This is a genomic window from Peribacillus sp. B65 (assembly GCF_058513295.1).
The window spans coordinates 3,968,201-3,984,336 of the sequence record NZ_CP195840.1; the positions used below are offsets into that span (position 1 = coordinate 3,968,201).

Consider the following 16,136-nt stretch of genomic DNA (forward strand, 5'->3'; position numbering starts at 1 on the left):
GGGGAAAGCAATGAATTTGGATGTAGTTCATGATATACAAACTGTTTATAGAAAGCTTGTAACGGCGACTTCAAGACCTGGAACTTTAGTGGTTTTGGAGAGGGAAGCCAAGACATTGGATGTTCAAATGGAATGCTTATCTTCTACTATTCTGCTTGCACTTACTGTACTTGACCCTGAAGTGACTTTTAATGTCATTGCAAAGGAGGGGGAGGCGGTGTCAAGAATGATCAATCAGCTTACTTATTCGAAGCCTGTCGATTTGCCGGAAGCGGATTATATTTTTATTTTACATGATGCCTCCGAGGAGCAAAGGAAGGAAGCGATAAATAAAGCAAAGATAGGAAATCTGTTGAACCCCCATGAATCGGCAATGATCATTCTAGAAGTGCCGGATATAACGAAAGGGGATTCAATGATCCTTTCAGGACCGGGAATTCAAGAGGAATCATTCATAAGCCTCCCAAATGTCTCCGCCTGGCTTGGTGCAAGGAACGAAAAAAACATAGAATTCCCGTTAGGAATCGATATGTATTTTGTGGATCAAAAAGATCGTTTAATAGCTTTACCGAGAACGACTCAAATCAAAGAAAATGGGGGTGAGATTATATGGGATATGTTGCAGTAAAGGGAGGAACAACGGCGATTGAGGAATCCATCAAACGCTTAAAGTATGAACGGGTCAAAAAAGGGACGGCTATAGAGCTGCATAAGATAGAAGCTGGGATGAGAGGGTTGATTGATCAGGTTATGTCAGAAAGCAGTTTGTATGATCAATCACTGGCTGCACTTGCTATTAAACAGGCTGAAGGCAATCCGGAAGAAGCTGTTTTCCTCTTGAGAGCTTATCGATCCACTTTGCCGCGAAAGCATGTTTCAAGAGTGATCAGTTCTGAAAATATGAAGGTGGAAAGGCGAATTTCAGCTAGTTTTAAGGATGTACCTGGCGGGCAGATTTTAGGTGCAACAACCGATTATACACATAGGTTGCTAGATTCGGAGCTGGAAAATGAATCGGATATTAGCATTCAAGGCTGGTTACGGGCTTTTCAAGAAGAAAATCGTTCAACGGAATATCAGAGCCAAATGGATGATTTAAATTCCCTGCCTAAAGTTTTGGACTACCTAAGAAGTGAAGGCTTATTAGCAAGCTGTGAAAACAATGATTTGCAGCCTGGGGATGTGACAAGGAAAAGTCTGGAGTTTCCTTCAATGCGGAGTGAACGCCTGCAAATTTTAACAAGAGGCCAAACCGGTGCAGTGACATCGCTTGCTTATGCAGTCATCCGTGGATATGGTGCACTGCACCCGACAGTAGGGGAGCTGCGCGTAGGCCAGCTGCCAGTTCATCTCGATCACCCGTTGCTGGACGACGGGCAAGAGCAAGATAGCTATTATATTGGGGATTTCACAGCAACTGAGACAGAGATGCTCATTCCGCTTACGGTAGAGAAAGAGCAAGGCAAAAAAGAAATAGAGTTTGAAGTTGGCTATGGCATGTGCATGGGACAAAATGAAACGAAAGCAATCGCAATGGGCATCTTGGATAATTGCCTGGAAAAACCCAACAAGGAGTTTCCAAGTCACAACGAGGAATTCGTTCTTTATCATATAGATTCAGTGGAATCAACGGGCTTCATCTCCCATTTGAAGATGCCTCATTATGTTACGTTCCAGTCCAAGCTTGATAGCATTCGGAAGTCGAAAGATAAGACCACAGAGCAGGAGGTTGGATTGCATGAATAAGACCTATAATTTTGCATTCTTTGATGAAGGGTCGAAACGGGAGATTAGAAGGGCGACACTGAAGGCGATTGCCATTCCGGGTTATCAAGTCCCATTCGCTTCAAGGGAAATGCCGATTGGGCGTGGTTGGGGCACAGGCGGCCTGCAGTTGACATTGTCATTGATTGGAAAGGATGACGTCCTTAAGGTAATCGACCAAGGCTCGGATGAATCCGTTAATGCCGTTAACATAAAAAAACTCGTATCTGATACTACTGGGGTAAGGACAACGGATAGCACAAAAGAAGCCTCTTTAATCCAGTCTAGACACAGGGTGCCGGAAGTGCCGCTGCAACGAGACCAGATTTTAATTCTTCAAGTTCCGTTACCGGAACCTTTAAGGAATTTTGAACCGAGCGAACATGAAACGAAAAAGCTGCATGCTGAGAGAGAGTATAGCGGAGCATGGCTTATGTTATTTGAACAAATTATGAAGTACGGAATAATGGCGACGGATGCAGACCATCCGGTGATGGTTCGTGACAGGTATGTCATGGCACCAAGTCCTATACCAAGATTCGATAATGCCAAGCTGGACGATAATGAAGCGCTCATTTTGCTAGGTGCAGGCAGGGAGAAAAAGGTATATGCAGTACCTCCATATACAAATGTATCATCTTTGGCATTTGATGATTATGAATTTCAAATCGAGTCTTTTGCAAATCATGCTTGCATTCTCTGCGGGTCCAACGATGTGTTTTTGGATGAACTTGTTGATGAGGAGTCAGGTGAAACGTATTTCCAATGCAATGATACAAGCAATTGCCTTGAAATGGTCAATCAAAAACAATCATTGGGAGTGAATTAAATGTCTGTGCTTGAGGTGCCCGTATTATCAGTTAAAAAAATGAACAAACAGTATGGTGACGGATGCTCGATATGCAAACATATGAAATCAGGAAAAGTGACGAAAAACTATTGTCACGAATGCGGGACGGTTTATGCCTGCAGAGATCTGACATTTGATTTGTATCAAGGTGAAGTTCTCGGAATAGTAGGGGAAAGCGGCAGCGGCAAATCCACTTTAATGAAAAGTTTGTATTTTGACGAAGAAGTGACAGAGGGAGAACTGTATGTGGCTGGCTTTGAGGATGGAAAAAAGAACTTATTCATGGAGTCTGCCCAGAAAAAAAGATACGTTCGGAACCACCTGATGGGAAAGGTTTATCAAAACCCGATTCTAGGGTTGAAAATGGATTTCTCCTCGATAGGCAATATTGCCGAGAAGTTAATTTCAGCTGGGAACAGACATGTTGGCAGCATGGAATCAAGAGGCGCCGAGCTCCTGGAAGCAGTCAATATTCCCATTCATCGAATGAAAGAGGAACCAAGGAATTTCTCAGGCGGAATGCAGCAACGGGTCCAGATAGCCAAAGCATTGTCCAACAATCCACCCATACTGCTATTGGATGAGGTCACCACAGGTTTGGATTTATCAGTTCAAGCAAGTGTATTGGATTTAATTAAAGGCCTCCAAAGAGATTTGAATATTAGCATTGTATTGGTTTCCCATGATTTGGGCGTAATCCGAATGCTTGCAGACCGTACGCTCGTTATGCTGGAGGGTAAAGTAATCGAACAAGGTTTAACCGATCAAATACTCGAAGATCCACAGCATCCTTATACCCAGCAATTAGTACACTCGCTGCTGTAAAAGAAACTAAAGAAAATGGGGGAAGAGACATTGTTGCTGATTAAAAATGGAAAGATAATAACGGAAGACTCGATCCTGATGGACCATGATCTCTTAATTAAGGATGATAGAATTTGCCGGATTGCACCTGTGGGAGAAATAGAAAGAAGTCCTGAGATCGAAGTGCTGGACGCTATGGGCGGATATGTTTCACCCGGTTTTATTGATCTCCATTCGGATTATATTGAACATATGACTGCGCCGCGCCCGACTTCTTTAATGAATTTTAATTTGAGCTTAAGAGAAACGGAAAAGGAACTGATTACGCACGGGATCACGACCATGTTCCACTCACTGTCGCTCTATAAATCCACTGAATACGCATATAAGCCAATTCGGGAGCCTGAGAATGTTAGGAAGCTTATTGACTTAATTGATCAAACACATAAGATGAAGCACCTAGTACGTCATCGGTTTCATGCCCGTTATGAAATCGATAATTTGGAAGATATTGATAGTCTAAGAGAATATGTTACGGAAAAGAAAGTGCATCTGGTCTCATTCATGGACCACACTCCAGGACAAGGGCAGTATCGGCATCTAGAGATTTATCGAAACACTTTAAGAGGGTATAACGATTATAGTGATGAAGCCATTGATGTCATGATCCGGACTCATCAAGTGAAGGAAAAGCTGACGATTGAAAGAATGAAGGAAATCGCACTGCTGGCAAGGGAAAACAATATTGCCGTTGCCTCACATGATGATGATTCAATAGAGAAGCTTGAATTGGTTCACAGCTTTGGAACGAGTATAAGTGAATTTCCAATCACACTTGAGATTGCCCGTAAGGCCCATGATATGGGGATGTATACTATAGCCGGTGCACCAAATGTGCTTTTGGGAGGTTCTCACAGCGGGAACCTAAGTGCCACTGAAGCCATTCAGGATGGAAGCATAGACATATTATGCAGTGATTATTACCCTGCAGCCCTTCTGCATTCAATGTTTGAATTAGTCGAAAACCATGGAATGGATCTTGTCGATATGTTTAAGCTAGTTACGTTAAATCCTGCAAAGGCAGTCAAGATGGAGGACGAAATTGGATCGATTCACGAAGGGAAAAAGGCTGACATACTTATTATTGAAAAAATTTCTGGTGATTTCCCTGTGATAACAACCGTGATTGTAGATGGAAAATTGATTCAAAAAACGAATTACAGGATATAAATTCTAGAAAGCGGGTGGCAAAGTGGAGAACATATTGGAGATCAATAATTTATCCAAGTCTTTTATTTTACATAATCAACGCAAGAATATCCATGCGGTCAGCAACATTACGATCAAAGTGAAAAAAGGCGAATTCATTGGCATTACAGGCAAGAGCGGCAGCGGCAAATCAACGATCCTAAAATCGGTTTACGGTACTTATCGGGTTCAAGTGGGAGACATCTGGTATGATTCTTCCCACTATGGTGCGATCAATCTGGCAAAAGCAACGGAAAGGGAAATGATTTACATGCGTAAGCATGAGATAGGTTATGTATCCCAATTTTTAAATGTCATGCCAAGAACTACAGCAAGGCAGCTCGTTACCGGGGCCATCCTTGAAATGGGACAAACCAGGGAAATGGCCAATATCGAAACAGAAAAAATCCTCAATCACTTTGAAATAGGAAAAGAGCTTTGGGACAGTTACCCTGCCACTTTTTCAGGAGGAGAGAAGCTAAGGTTAAATATAGCAAGAGCGATGGTGAAAAGGCCGCGGCTCCTTCTGTTGGATGAACCTACTGCAAGTTTGGATCACGATTCTAAAGTGAAGGTGAAAACCCTCCTTGAACAGCTAATGAACGAAGGAACGACAATGTTGGGCATTTTTCATGACTTGGAGTTCATGAATCGGTTAGTAACTAAGGAATATAGCATGCAGGATGGATGTTTTAATCATGCTATTCAAAAAATTTAATGATGAATTCACGCAAATTTTACTGAATATTCAGCCTCCTTAACAGCAGGTTAGTATTGTACCGGTATTGTTATATGGGAAGTGACTGAAATAAGAAAAGACTGTATAAAATGGAGGGGAGATTTAACGTGAAAAAGTCGATGATGTCCATATTGATGTTAGTTAGTTTGCTGGTATTTACAGGCTGCTCTTCTAGTAGTTCAACAGGTGCAAATGAGGATGATACATTAACCATAGCATGGCTGCCAAATGAATCAGGGGAAGATTTAGGGGAAGCCCGCGATGAAATCGGGAAGATCTTAGAAGATGCCACAGGAAAGAAAGTCGAACATAAGACCACTACGGATTATAACATTGCAATCGAGGCAATTGCTAATGGAAACGCAGATATGGCATTCCTGGGAGCACAAGGATATATTGAAGCAAACAACAAAAATGATAGTGTTCAACCTCTAGTTGTTCCAAGCGGTGAATCAGGTACGTTGGATGATGCAGTCTATAATAGCTGGCTGGCTGTTCAAAATGCAGATGACTATAAAACTAACGACGAATATAAGATAGACGGTATCCAAGGGAAAAAGTTCTCTTTCGTATCAAATAGCTCTACATCTGGCTTCAAAGTTCCTTCCACAGGAATCGTTGATTATTTCTCGAAGCAAGATAAGTTTAAGGAATTAAAGGCCGAGGATTTATTGGAAGGCGGGAAAGATAAATTCTTCAGTGAAGTGCTTTATGGCGGTTCACACCAAGGATCCGCTGTAAATCTTTTGACCGGGAAAGCGGACGTGGCAGCTTTTTGTGACACATGTGTCAATAATTATGTGGAGCTGGCTGATGGGGAAGAGAATAAAGCAGGTGCCGTGTATAAGGTAAAGAAGGGTGCAGCTGAACCCTTTAACACAGTTGTAGATAAGACATTCTCACTCATTTCAGTGACACCAGTTTTGAATGCACCTTTCGTTGTTAACACGGAATTAGTCAGTGAGGAAACACGTGAAAAAATCCTTAAAACGTTGATTTCTGATGAAATGGCAAATAACGAGAAAGTTTTTGTACCAGAAGACTCTAAGTTATCAGGGCTATTTAAAAGGGTGAGCGGAAAAGAAAGATTGGTAGAAGTTGAGGATGACTGGTTCAATCCAATTCGGGAATTATCTAAATAAAGGCAATACAATGTGGGAGGATCATACATGAAAACATTATTGGAAGTGAAAAATGTCTCAAAACATTTTGGAAATGGTACAAAGGCGTTATCCAATATTGACTTCACTGTGAAAGAAGGAGAGTTCGTTTCGATCATAGGGCCATCCGGTGCAGGGAAATCAACTCTTCTTCGATGCATCAATAGAATGATCGATGCTTCTAGCGGAGAAATCATTTTTGATAATGATCATGTATACAAGGTGAATAAAAGGGAGTTAAAGAAAGTACGCAGGAAAATAGGGATGGTTTTTCAACATTACAATCTTGTAAATAGATTAAGTGTGATTGAAAATACCCTCCATGGACGTTTAGGCTATAAATCTACACTGGCTGGAATCCTTGGCCTTTATAGTGAAGAGGAGAAACTTCAGGCTGCTAAAGTTCTCCAAATTCTCGGTCTGGAAGATCTAATCTATAAAAGGTCCGATCAGTTGAGCGGTGGCCAAAAACAACGGGTTGGTATAGCGCGGGCACTTATCCAAAATCCTAAATTGCTATTGTGCGATGAACCGATTGCCTCTCTTGACCCGAATTCTTCCAAGGTGATCATGGATCATTTAAGGAATATATGCTCTTCCATGGGAATCACAGTTGTTGTCAACCTGCATCAAGTCGATGTGGCCCTGAAATATTCGGATCGAATTATCGGTGTGAATGGTGGCAAGGTTGTTTTCAATGGCACAACTCAAAATATAACCTCAAATGATATCCATCAGATTTATGGATCGGATGAAGGAAAGTTGATTTTTGATTTGGGAGGTTCCCATGTCGGCTGATGTTTTTGCAAAAAAGAGAAGAAATTCACTTGTATTGTTTTTGCTCATTGGGGCTGCGACGGCTGTTTCCATCATCATTACCGAATTCAGCATCGCAAAAGGGGTTACTTCCGTTCCTAAGGCCATACAATGGTCGTTATCGAATTTTTATCCAACAAAGGATTCCCTTACCAAACTCCCGGACATTTTGATAAAGCTGAAAGAAACACTTTTAATATCCGTTGCTGCAACCACATTAGCAGGAATATTGGCCTTTGTATTTGCGATACTGGGTTCCAATACGACAAGGGTGAATGCCTTTTTCGGAGGTTTTAGCCGTGGGATAGCAGTTTTATTTAGGAATATTGATGTCTCAATATGGGCGTTGGTTCTGTTATTTTCATTTGGACAAAGTTCCTTGACCGGTTATTTTGCCTTGTTTTTCGGATCTTTCGGTTTTTTAACAAGGGCTTTTATTGAAACGATCGATGAAGTGAGCTGCAGTTCCGTAGAGGCTTTGCAGACAACCGGCGCAAGTTATCTAACCGTAATTTCGCAGTCTGTTATACCTTCAACCATTCCGCAAATGATCAGCTGGGTACTTTTTATGGTTGAAACGAATATCAGGAATGCAACATTGGTTGGACTGCTTACAGGATCGGGTATTGGTTTTACGTTTAATCTTTATTATAAAAACTTGAGTTATGACATTGCCAGTCTTGTCGTCATTACGATCATCATTTCGATATTATCTATTGAATTGATCTCAAATTATGTGAGGAGGGTGATTTTATAATGCAGGCAGAGGGTCCAATCAAACCATTTCCTTCTCCTACTGGCCAGGATTTAGATAAAATGCTACTTGAACGGCTATCCAAAAAGCCCTTCTCGAAATCTTCAATCGCCATTAGGTTGTGTGTGCTGCTACTAGCAGGTTTGACCATATACGCTTTTGCCAGTTTTGATTATAAGGATGTCAAACTGTGGGACGCGCTATCATTGACGGTCGACAATTTGAAGACCATGTTTTTTGAGCCGCATCTGAAGCACTTTACCTTTGCTCAAGCGCTTTATCAGGTGTCGATTACATTAGGTTTAGCCTTCTTGACGACAATATTTGGTGCAATCATTGCCCTGATGTTGGGACTTTTAGCGGCTGGAAATATCTCGTCCAAGCCATTATCGGTGATCATAAAGGGATCGGTTGCCCTGATTAGAGCCGTTCCTACCGTGTTATGGGTCCTCATCTTTGCAGTCGCAGCAGGGTTGGGCAGTGTAGCGGCAGTTATAGGGATGACGTTTCACTCCATAAGTTACCTTGTAAAGGCCTACTCGGAATCCTTCGAGGAAATTGATAAAGGTGCTATAGAAGCCCTGCAAGCAAGCGGTGCGAATTGGTGGCAGATCGTGTTTCAAGTCATCATTCCATCTTCGATTACTTATATCATTTCCTGGACCTTCATGCGCTTTGAAATCAATTTTGCAGTGGCGGTCGCAATGGGCGCAGCGGCAGGCGCAGGAGGAATCGGCTTTGATATGTTCATGGCAAGTGGATTTTACTTTGACTTGAGTGAAATTGGAGCAATCACTTATTTTATCCTGATAATTGCAATCTGTCTTGAAATCTTCGCAACACAAATCAAAAGGAAACTAAAAGTATCATCTTGATACCGGAATGGTTAAATATGGGTTATGCCCATCCAACAATTTGGTGCAGCCCCTGACAGTCACGTTCGTTTCATAGTAAGCATGAAAGAAGACCACAAAATGAAGTGGTCTCTTTATTTATTGGAAATCGACTTAAATGCTGTACCCGGCTGATTACTAATGGAGTCATTGAATGGCTTATATAAGGGAGGACTTTATTTCTTGTATCTGGTTGATATGCCTTTGTTCATGTAAGGATAATAATTCTATCCATTGATCCAATGAGAGGTCCCCGAACAGGGGATGCTTGGCTTTCTTTCTGTTCAACAAGATATCTGAATCCATATCATAAAGAACCTGTAATAATCGATCTCTTGATTCTGCCAGCAAATCCATAAGGCTCGATAATTGAAATGGGGTTGAAGAGGGTGAAATGACCTCAGGGGATGAGAATTTCCTTGTTCTATCAGTAACGAAGTAAATGTTTTTTTGAATGATATTATTAAAATCCCTTTCCCGAATGCCTTTTGCTATAACTTCTGTAAAAACCTGTTCCGTAAGATATAAATGATGGCAAATTTGGGCGATGTTCCATACTTCAGGCACAGGCCTATGGTGGAGCATTTTTTCATCCAACTCCGTAATTTCTTCTATTAACTGTTTTCTTGATTCAAATAGCAAATCATACTCGATAAAATTCATGAGAACTCCCCTTTTGTGACACCCCCATATGAAAGCATCACTGAATTTTTTGATATAAGAAAAAACAAAGGGATATCTGATTGCATAAAGAATGCATAAAAACTACGGAAAAAACACCTGATTTAAAGTGGATTCATGATGATTGAAGGAGTGTGAGACTATGCTTTTAACCAGGTTTTCTATTTAAAAAAGAGTGTTAAAAGATATTTCTTATAGTACAACGAAAACACATTGTTTATCGGTATTTATAATGTTTTGATTTGAGGTAGAAATACAGATCTGAAGTCAGGTCTGCATTTCTAGGAAAATCATTTTTTCAGGAGTGTTGATACCCTAATGCCTATGCACATTACTTAAGTTTATGCCTGTAATTGACGCATTACTTGGTTAACGGAAACCTTAATGGGATGGATATCTTTTGAATTCCATAATAAAAGTCCTTGATTAAGTGAAATGAAGTAAATGGCCAGTTCCAACGGGTCACCATCCACAAAAATTCCATCCTGCTGTCCTTTACTGATAATACGGGCAATCCCTCTCATGGCTGTGGCATATTTTTGATTCAATTCTTGTTTAATCTCATCAGGGAGCGTGTCGGAATGTTGGGCTTCAATAACAAGAACACGGCGATCCAAGGCTTCCTCTGGTGAACCGGAAAAAGTAAGTTCAGTGAACCAAACCAGTTGATCCCAAGGTGTGCCTTTTCTATTTTCCGCTTCATTCACTGTTTCAATAAACATATCCATTACGTTCATGATAATGGAAACATAAATATTCTCTTTAGATTTGAAGTAATGGTAAAACAGTCCATGACTTAAATTCACGGATGAAGTAATATCACTGATTTTTGTTGCAGCAAAGCCCTTGCGTGCGAAAATCTTCAGTGCAGCACTGCTGATTTCTTCATAGCGTTGATCTCGGATTATCTTAAATTGTTCATCATTTTTTGGAGCCATCGTTGATTCCTCACTTGCTGAATAATATTTCATCGCTGATGCATATGGGTAATTTTTAAAAAACGACCGGTAGGAAATTTTTCTGTCCATAAACACTCTACCATATAAGTTTATCAAAAAAAATAGTGATGGGGCTTTTTAACATTCACTAACATATTCGATAGAAAAGGGAGGTTATCCTCGTTTTTCAGCGAATACTTTTTTGATTGACTCATCAGTCAACTTTTTGATTGACTTACAAGTCAACGTTTTATATTATTGGTTCATGCTAATGTGCATATTCACGATACCGATATAAAAGCAAGATATATGCATAGAGAAGCAGTTCATTGCATTTCAAAAAATACATGTATAAAAGGGGATAGAAAAATGAGTAGACTTCAAGGGAAAACCGCTATCATCACTGGGGCAGCTGGCGGTATTGGTAAAGGTATGGCCATGGCTTTCGTTAAAGAAGGAGCAAAAGTGGCGATCATCGATTTAAATGAAGAGCTTGGGAACCAAACCATAAAAGAATTACAAGAATATCAACCGGAATCCATTTTCATTCAAGCTAATCTTGCAGAGCATGACAAATTGGCTTCGATCGTTAAAGAAGTGGCTGATAAATTCGGGAAAATTGATATCTTGGTAAATAATGCACACGCTTCAAGAATGGCTTCCATTGCTGACACAACACAAAAAGAATTGGATTTATCCTTTAATACCGGATTCTATCCAACCTTCTACTTCATGCAAGCTGCATTGCCATACTTAAAAGAAACACAGGGTAAAATCATTAACTTTGCATCAGGTGCCGGGATTAATGGTGATGTCAATCAAGGTACGTATGCAGCAGCAAAAGAAGCAATCCGTGGAATTACCCGTGTTGCAGCAAATGAATTCGGTCCATTCGGCATCAATGTAAATATCATTGCCCCGATTGCCAAATCACCAGGCATGCTTCAATGGGCAGAGGAGCAGCCAGAATATTATCAAAACATGCTTGCGAAAATTCCGCTAAGAAGACTTGGTGAGCTTGAAAGTGACATCGGACGTACAGCTGTATTCTTGGCAAGTGAGGATTCTGATTATATTACTGGTCAAACAATCATGGTGGATGGCGGTTCCATTAAACTACGTTAAGCGGATGCTAGCTGGGTGTTTTTGAGGATTAAACAATAATTGGATATATGGAGTTAGATAATGTCCATTAATAACCAGTAGTGTTATTTCAAATCGATGACGCTACTGGCTTTTACTGCGGGGATTTTGATGCAATACGAGAGCTTAGGGGGAAACATCAATGAGTAAAAAGAAAAAAATTCACTTTGCTTGGTGGCTATTAGCTGGATTGGCTATTATGGTCGGTATTGCCAAAGGCGGCATTATGACTGCAGGCGGATTGTTTTTGACACCTGTGACAGAGGATTTGGGCTTCGGGATGGGAAGCTTATCCTTGTACTTCAGCATTTCATCAATCGTCACCATGATTTTCCTGCCGATTGCAGGTAAAATGATGGCGAAATATGATATTAGAACAATATTGGTAATAGGAGTTGTTTTACAAGCAGGATCATTTGCTATGTTTGGTTTAATGAATTCCGTATGGGGCTGGTACTTGTTCTGTATCCCTATGTCAATTGGATCAATTTTTGTCTGCCAAATGGCTGGGCCAGTATTGATCAATAATTGGTTTAAAAAGCATAATGGCCTGGCAATGGGAATCATGGTGGCTTCAGGCGGGTTATTCGGGGCAATCCTTCAACCAATGGCAGGTAATTTAATAGATAGCCAAGGCTGGAGAAATACGTATATCATTTTAGGTGTATTGGTGATGGCAATCGTAATACCAATCGTACTTTTAACGATTAGGATGGCCCCACAGCAAAAAGGTATGCAGCGGCTTGGGGAAGACGAATCTGAAAGTGATGAAAAGGCAATTCCTAAAGCAGTTACTAATAAAGGGGTTACAGCAGCAGTAGCAAGAAAATCCTCTGCATTTTATGCATTGCTCCTATTTTTCTTCTTTATAACGGCAATAGGAAGCTTTGGTCAGCATGTTGCACCATTTGCGATGGGCTTGGGCTATGATGTTACATTTGCGGGTAATGCAATGGGAGGCTGGTCGGTTGGTGTGTTATTAGGTGCTTTAGCCTTCGGTGTTCTTTCGGATAAAATTGGAGCGAAAAACACAGCACTCTTTGCGATGATAATAGGTTTGGTTCCAATTGTAATCCTTTTAGCCATTCCGGAAAATTCAGGAATGTTTACATTGGCCATTGCTATCTATGGATTTGTAGTTGCATCTATCGGCACATTGGGACCGCTGCTGACAACTGCTTTGTTCGGCAATAAAGAATACAGTGAAATCTATGCTTCTGCTGTGGTAGGTTTAGCTGTCGCTGGTATTGTCGCTTTACCGGGATACGGTTATATCTTTGAATTCACAGGTAGCTATACATCCGTACTCTATGCGATCGCTATCATGTTAATCATCAATTTAGCTTTGATTATCCTTGCTTTCAAAGGAAAAAGGAAACTCGAGGTAGCTGGGCACTGGAATTGATTTTTTCTAAGGGCATGAGCCAATATATTTAAAAAGGGCGGGAGCATTATTTCCCGTCCTTTTTCTCTTGAATACGGAAAGTTGCTAACGCAATGGGGTGCTTATAAACTGAAGAGAGACAAAAATGAACTGGGATGGTGAATGCCAATGGGCAAAACAATAGTCGAAAAACTGAATTTACATAAATATGAACGGGTAGCAGTCTTGAATCTGCCAGCCGGGGCGGATTATTTAACAGAGCTGCCGGATTACGATACAGAGCTTAATGAAAGTGCCTATGATCTTATATTTGCCTTTGTATTGGATATGGGTTCTTTAAAAGGAATCGTGGATAAGGTAATCGAGAAGAATCATTTGAGTAAAAACGGCTATATTTATTTGGCGTACCCCAAGAAGGGGAATAAGGGTTATGCTACATATATTCATCGTGATGATCTGATGCAAGGCCTTGGTGCGGATGATGAAGGTTATGTTGGCTCGAGTGACCTGAAGTTTGCACGTATGGTTGGGTTGGATGATGTCTTTACGGTAGTCGGACTGAAAGAAGATTCGAAAAATAGAAACCGTCCATCTACCAAAGCAAGCCAATCAGTAGATGATTATATCGAAATGATTTCTGAAATTGAGAAAGATTTACACGATTCTCCAGATTTGCTTGCGTTCTATCAATCACTTACCCCAGGGTATCGCAAGGATTGGGCCCGTTACGTGTATAGTGCAAAACAAGAGGCGACCCAAGTGAAACGGCGCCAGGAAATGAAAATGATTTTAGGAGAGGGCTACAAGAGCAGGGATCTATATCGAAGAAATAAATGAGGGTGGGGAATGTCTACCATTCTCTTTTTTCTTGTTCTGATCATCCTATCAAAAGCATATACTAGACCGAATCCAAACTTAAATCGTAATAATTATGATTTGCGAGGTGGTTAAATATGCTTTTGAAACGCTACACGGGAAATTTGCTGTTAGTGATACTGCTGTTTTTGCTGCTGGCATTCTTTTTTCTAGGAGATGTATTCATTCCCAAAGCGATTGATTTCTCGGGCTACCCGATGCTTCACTCTGTATTCGTCGTGTTTTTGGGATTGTTTTTAGAATCGATTCCTTTCCTGTTCCTCGGGGCCATTGCTTCATCGTTCATCCAGCTGTTCATCAGTGAAGAAATCATTCAGCGGATGATACCAAAAAGACCCCTGACCGCCATTTTTGCATCGATAGCGGCGGCGCTTATCATTCCGGTTTGCGAATGTGCAATCATCCCGGTCGTCCGGAGATTGATTCAAAAAGGTGTCCCGGTCCATGCAGGTGTGGTCTTGCTCGTAACAGCCCCAATATTGAATGTCATCGTGTTCGGCTCAACTTATTATGCGTTCCAAAATAAACCTTCCATTCTATATGGAAGAATCATTCTTTGTGTCCTGACGGCCATAATCGCAGGTTTATTTATTCATTTATTCAGCACTAAAGATGTGGTGAAAGAGGACAAGCTGGAACTGGTACATGGGCATGAACATGATAGTCAGTCCAGTAAATGGACAAGCTTCATTGATCATACTTCACAGGAATTTTTTATGGTCGGAAGATACTTTATCATCGGGGCCTTGTTTGCCAGTGTATTTCAAGTGTTCATGGATCGATCTGTAATGGCCGATATTGGTCAAGCGCCAATAAAAGGCACGGCGTTGATGATGGGAATTGCATTTGTGCTTTCACTCTGTTCATCAGCAGATGCATTCGTTGCGGCCTCCTTTTCCCATAGTTTTCTGCCAGGCTCGATACTGGGTTTCCTTGTATTTGGCCCCATGCTGGATTTGAAAAATGTTTTGATCATGATGTCCTGTTTTAAACGGAGCTTCGTCGTCACGTATGTCTTGCTTGTTTTCGCAGTCGTCTTCAGCCTGTGCCTGATTGCAGGCGGATTGATCAGTAAGGGGGGCTTCTGATGAAACGTTTTTTTATCCAAAGACTTGAAGGATTGCTGCTGCTTGGAATTGGCCTTATGATCTTTAAATTGTATGTTTCAGGATATTTAACCAAATTGATTGCACCCAAAATGGTTCCATATGCATTGGCAGCGCTTTTTGCTTTTTTAGTGATCAGCCTTCTCCGAATGAAAAAACAAAAACAGGGTGAACAACATTGTGATTGCGGATCGAAGGGAGAGTCTTCCTCGTCCGCACTGGTCCTGAAATATAGTTTGTTCTTCATTCCGATTCTTCTTGGCTTCACCTTGACCGATTTTACATTAAGCGGGGAAGTGCTGGCGAAAAGAGGGATGGCGAAGCAGCAGGCACAGATGGTAAGTTCTTATGATTCAGGGAAACATGCGAATGGGGAGAAAATCTCCGTAACCGATGATAATTATTTTGAAGTGCTGGATGATTTACTGAACAACCTCGATACGATAGAGGGTAAGGAAATAGAGATTTCGGGGTTCATATACCGTGAGGATACATTTACGAAAAAACAAATGGCCATCTCCCGCCTCTCCATGTCCTGCTGTGTGGTCGATGCGACGTTATACGGATATATGGTAAACGGGAATGTGGAAGGAATGAAGACGAATGATTGGTATACGATTACAGGAACATTAAAAAAAGGAAGCTATAAAGGGGAACCCGTACCGGTGATCGATTTAAAAGAGTCGAATAAAATAAAGGCACCCGAAGAAGCTTATTTATATGAAAATGTACAAATCATTCAGTAGAAGTTGAAAGGGGTGTTTTGCCTGTACGAAGACACCCTTTTCATGTAAAAAGGCCTTAAAGCCATATATTCCATCATAAGATCCCATTCCTCTTTTATTTATACAGCCAAATGGCAGAAAACGTGGGCGGTGAGAATTCTCTTCAAATTCATATTTTGAAGGCAAACATTTATTTGATGGGCACCTGGTTCTCTGTTATTCATACTATATGGGATAAAGAACAGAGAGGGGTTA

At 41.0% G+C, this 16,136-nt stretch carries 17 protein-coding genes and 1 pseudogene; 15 read left to right on the top strand and 3 right to left on the bottom strand.

Annotation, left to right across the window (positions count from 1 at the left end; translation table 11 throughout):
- Positions 1-10: 10 nt before the first annotated feature.
- From phnH to ACSR9O_RS19360, 10 genes are all read left to right on the top strand, one after another.
- Positions 11-628: a phosphonate C-P lyase system protein PhnH gene (gene phnH, locus ACSR9O_RS19315; RefSeq protein ID WP_491724932.1), complete on the top strand. Its 618-nt coding sequence runs from the start codon at positions 11-13 to the stop codon at positions 626-628.
- Positions 610-1,746 (top strand): carbon-phosphorus lyase complex subunit PhnI, encoded by a 1,137-nt coding sequence (locus ACSR9O_RS19320; RefSeq protein ID WP_491724933.1) that lies wholly within the window; start codon positions 610-612, stop codon positions 1,744-1,746. Before phnH ends, ACSR9O_RS19320 begins: the two co-directional genes overlap by 19 nt.
- Positions 1,739-2,593, top strand: a complete 855-nt coding sequence (locus ACSR9O_RS19325) for an alpha-D-ribose 1-methylphosphonate 5-phosphate C-P-lyase PhnJ (RefSeq protein WP_491724934.1) — start codon at positions 1,739-1,741, stop codon at positions 2,591-2,593. Before ACSR9O_RS19320 ends, ACSR9O_RS19325 begins: the two co-directional genes overlap by 8 nt.
- Positions 2,594-3,439 carry an ATP-binding cassette domain-containing protein gene (locus ACSR9O_RS19330; protein WP_101223007.1) on the top strand — a complete coding sequence of 282 codons (846 nt, stop codon included), beginning with the start codon at positions 2,594-2,596 and terminating at the stop codon, positions 3,437-3,439.
- A gap of 30 nt (positions 3,440-3,469) precedes the next feature.
- Positions 3,470-4,648: a phosphonate metabolism protein PhnM gene (gene phnM / locus ACSR9O_RS19335; RefSeq protein WP_491724935.1), complete on the top strand. Its 1,179-nt coding sequence runs from the start codon at positions 3,470-3,472 to the stop codon at positions 4,646-4,648.
- Between the two features lie 22 nt (positions 4,649-4,670).
- The gene (locus ACSR9O_RS19340; protein ID WP_101223005.1) at positions 4,671-5,384 is read left to right on the top strand and encodes a phosphonate C-P lyase system protein PhnL; all 714 of its coding nucleotides are present in this window, start codon (positions 4,671-4,673) and stop codon (positions 5,382-5,384) included.
- Between the two features lie 128 nt (positions 5,385-5,512).
- The gene (gene phnD, locus ACSR9O_RS19345) at positions 5,513-6,547 is read left to right on the top strand and encodes a phosphate/phosphite/phosphonate ABC transporter substrate-binding protein (protein ID WP_491724936.1); all 1,035 of its coding nucleotides are present in this window, start codon (positions 5,513-5,515) and stop codon (positions 6,545-6,547) included.
- A gap of 27 nt (positions 6,548-6,574) precedes the next feature.
- Positions 6,575-7,363 carry a phosphonate ABC transporter ATP-binding protein gene (gene phnC / locus ACSR9O_RS19350; protein ID WP_101223003.1) on the top strand — a complete coding sequence of 263 codons (789 nt, stop codon included), beginning with the start codon at positions 6,575-6,577 and terminating at the stop codon, positions 7,361-7,363.
- On the top strand, positions 7,353-8,138 hold the full coding sequence (locus ACSR9O_RS19355) for a PhnE/PtxC family ABC transporter permease (protein WP_101223002.1): 786 nt from the start codon (positions 7,353-7,355) through the stop codon (positions 8,136-8,138). The genes phnC and ACSR9O_RS19355 overlap by 11 nt, the downstream gene beginning before the upstream one ends.
- A 59-nt stretch (positions 8,139-8,197) precedes the next feature.
- A complete protein-coding gene (locus tag ACSR9O_RS19360) occupies positions 8,198-9,010 on the top strand; it encodes a PhnE/PtxC family ABC transporter permease (protein ID WP_101223494.1) in 813 nt (270 codons plus the stop codon).
- 177 nt (positions 9,011-9,187) lie between these two features.
- Here the strand turns inward: ACSR9O_RS19360 and ACSR9O_RS19365 are convergent, their stop codons facing one another.
- Both ACSR9O_RS19365 and ACSR9O_RS19370 read right to left on the bottom strand, forming a co-directional pair.
- Complete coding sequence (locus ACSR9O_RS19365) at positions 9,188-9,691, bottom strand: DinB family protein (protein WP_491724937.1); 504 nt, start codon at positions 9,689-9,691, stop codon at positions 9,188-9,190.
- 359 nt (positions 9,692-10,050) lie between these two features.
- On the bottom strand, positions 10,051-10,737 hold the full coding sequence (locus tag ACSR9O_RS19370; RefSeq protein WP_230176715.1) for a TetR/AcrR family transcriptional regulator: 687 nt from the start codon (positions 10,735-10,737) through the stop codon (positions 10,051-10,053).
- 279 nt (positions 10,738-11,016) lie between these two features.
- On the opposite strand from ACSR9O_RS19370, the gene ACSR9O_RS19375 reads away from it, so the two are divergent.
- The 5 genes from ACSR9O_RS19375 (at position 11,017) to ACSR9O_RS19395 (ending at position 15,902) form a co-directional block, all read left to right on the top strand.
- Positions 11,017-11,772 (top strand): SDR family NAD(P)-dependent oxidoreductase, encoded by a 756-nt coding sequence (locus tag ACSR9O_RS19375; RefSeq protein ID WP_101222999.1) that lies wholly within the window; start codon positions 11,017-11,019, stop codon positions 11,770-11,772.
- 160 nt (positions 11,773-11,932) lie between these two features.
- Complete coding sequence (locus ACSR9O_RS19380; RefSeq protein WP_491724938.1) at positions 11,933-13,195, top strand: MFS transporter; 1,263 nt, start codon at positions 11,933-11,935, stop codon at positions 13,193-13,195.
- 147 nt (positions 13,196-13,342) lie between these two features.
- Positions 13,343-14,011 (top strand): YdeI/OmpD-associated family protein, encoded by a 669-nt coding sequence (locus ACSR9O_RS19385; protein WP_230176717.1) that lies wholly within the window; start codon positions 13,343-13,345, stop codon positions 14,009-14,011.
- A gap of 116 nt (positions 14,012-14,127) precedes the next feature.
- Positions 14,128-15,138 carry a permease gene (locus ACSR9O_RS19390; RefSeq protein ID WP_101222996.1) on the top strand — a complete coding sequence of 337 codons (1,011 nt, stop codon included), beginning with the start codon at positions 14,128-14,130 and terminating at the stop codon, positions 15,136-15,138.
- On the top strand, positions 15,138-15,902 hold the full coding sequence (locus ACSR9O_RS19395) for a TIGR03943 family putative permease subunit (protein WP_101222995.1): 765 nt from the start codon (positions 15,138-15,140) through the stop codon (positions 15,900-15,902). Before ACSR9O_RS19390 ends, ACSR9O_RS19395 begins: the two co-directional genes overlap by 1 nt.
- Here ACSR9O_RS19395 and ACSR9O_RS19400 read toward each other — a convergent pair.
- Positions 15,873-16,019, bottom strand: a pseudogene (locus ACSR9O_RS19400) (hypothetical protein); the annotation flags it as partial. The gene ACSR9O_RS19395 and the pseudogene ACSR9O_RS19400 overlap by 30 nt on opposite strands.
- Between the last annotated feature and the right edge of the window lie 117 nt (positions 16,020-16,136).

Excerpts from the sequence above, each read along its gene's own strand:
- phnH (WP_491724932.1), top strand. The coding sequence starts at position 11 with ATGAATTTGGATGTAGTTCATGATATACAAACTGTTTATAGAAAGCTT.
- ACSR9O_RS19320 (WP_491724933.1), top strand. The coding sequence starts at position 610 with ATGGGATATGTTGCAGTAAAGGGAGGAACAACGGCGATTGAGGAATCC.
- ACSR9O_RS19325 (WP_491724934.1), top strand. The coding sequence starts at position 1,739 with ATGAATAAGACCTATAATTTTGCATTCTTTGATGAAGGGTCGAAACGG.
- ACSR9O_RS19330 (WP_101223007.1), top strand. The coding sequence starts at position 2,594 with ATGTCTGTGCTTGAGGTGCCCGTATTATCAGTTAAAAAAATGAACAAA.
- phnC (WP_101223003.1), top strand. The coding sequence starts at position 6,575 with ATGAAAACATTATTGGAAGTGAAAAATGTCTCAAAACATTTTGGAAAT.
- ACSR9O_RS19355 (WP_101223002.1), top strand. The coding sequence starts at position 7,353 with ATGTCGGCTGATGTTTTTGCAAAAAAGAGAAGAAATTCACTTGTATTG.
- ACSR9O_RS19360 (WP_101223494.1), top strand. The coding sequence starts at position 8,198 with ATGCTACTTGAACGGCTATCCAAAAAGCCCTTCTCGAAATCTTCAATC.
- ACSR9O_RS19365 (WP_491724937.1), bottom strand. The coding sequence starts at position 9,691 with ATGAATTTTATCGAGTATGATTTGCTATTTGAATCAAGAAAACAGTTA.
- ACSR9O_RS19370 (WP_230176715.1), bottom strand. The coding sequence starts at position 10,737 with ATGGACAGAAAAATTTCCTACCGGTCGTTTTTTAAAAATTACCCATAT.
- ACSR9O_RS19375 (WP_101222999.1), top strand. The coding sequence starts at position 11,017 with ATGAGTAGACTTCAAGGGAAAACCGCTATCATCACTGGGGCAGCTGGC.
- ACSR9O_RS19380 (WP_491724938.1), top strand. The coding sequence starts at position 11,933 with ATGAGTAAAAAGAAAAAAATTCACTTTGCTTGGTGGCTATTAGCTGGA.
- ACSR9O_RS19385 (WP_230176717.1), top strand. The coding sequence starts at position 13,343 with ATGGGCAAAACAATAGTCGAAAAACTGAATTTACATAAATATGAACGG.
- ACSR9O_RS19390 (WP_101222996.1), top strand. The coding sequence starts at position 14,128 with ATGCTTTTGAAACGCTACACGGGAAATTTGCTGTTAGTGATACTGCTG.
- ACSR9O_RS19395 (WP_101222995.1), top strand. The coding sequence starts at position 15,138 with ATGAAACGTTTTTTTATCCAAAGACTTGAAGGATTGCTGCTGCTTGGA.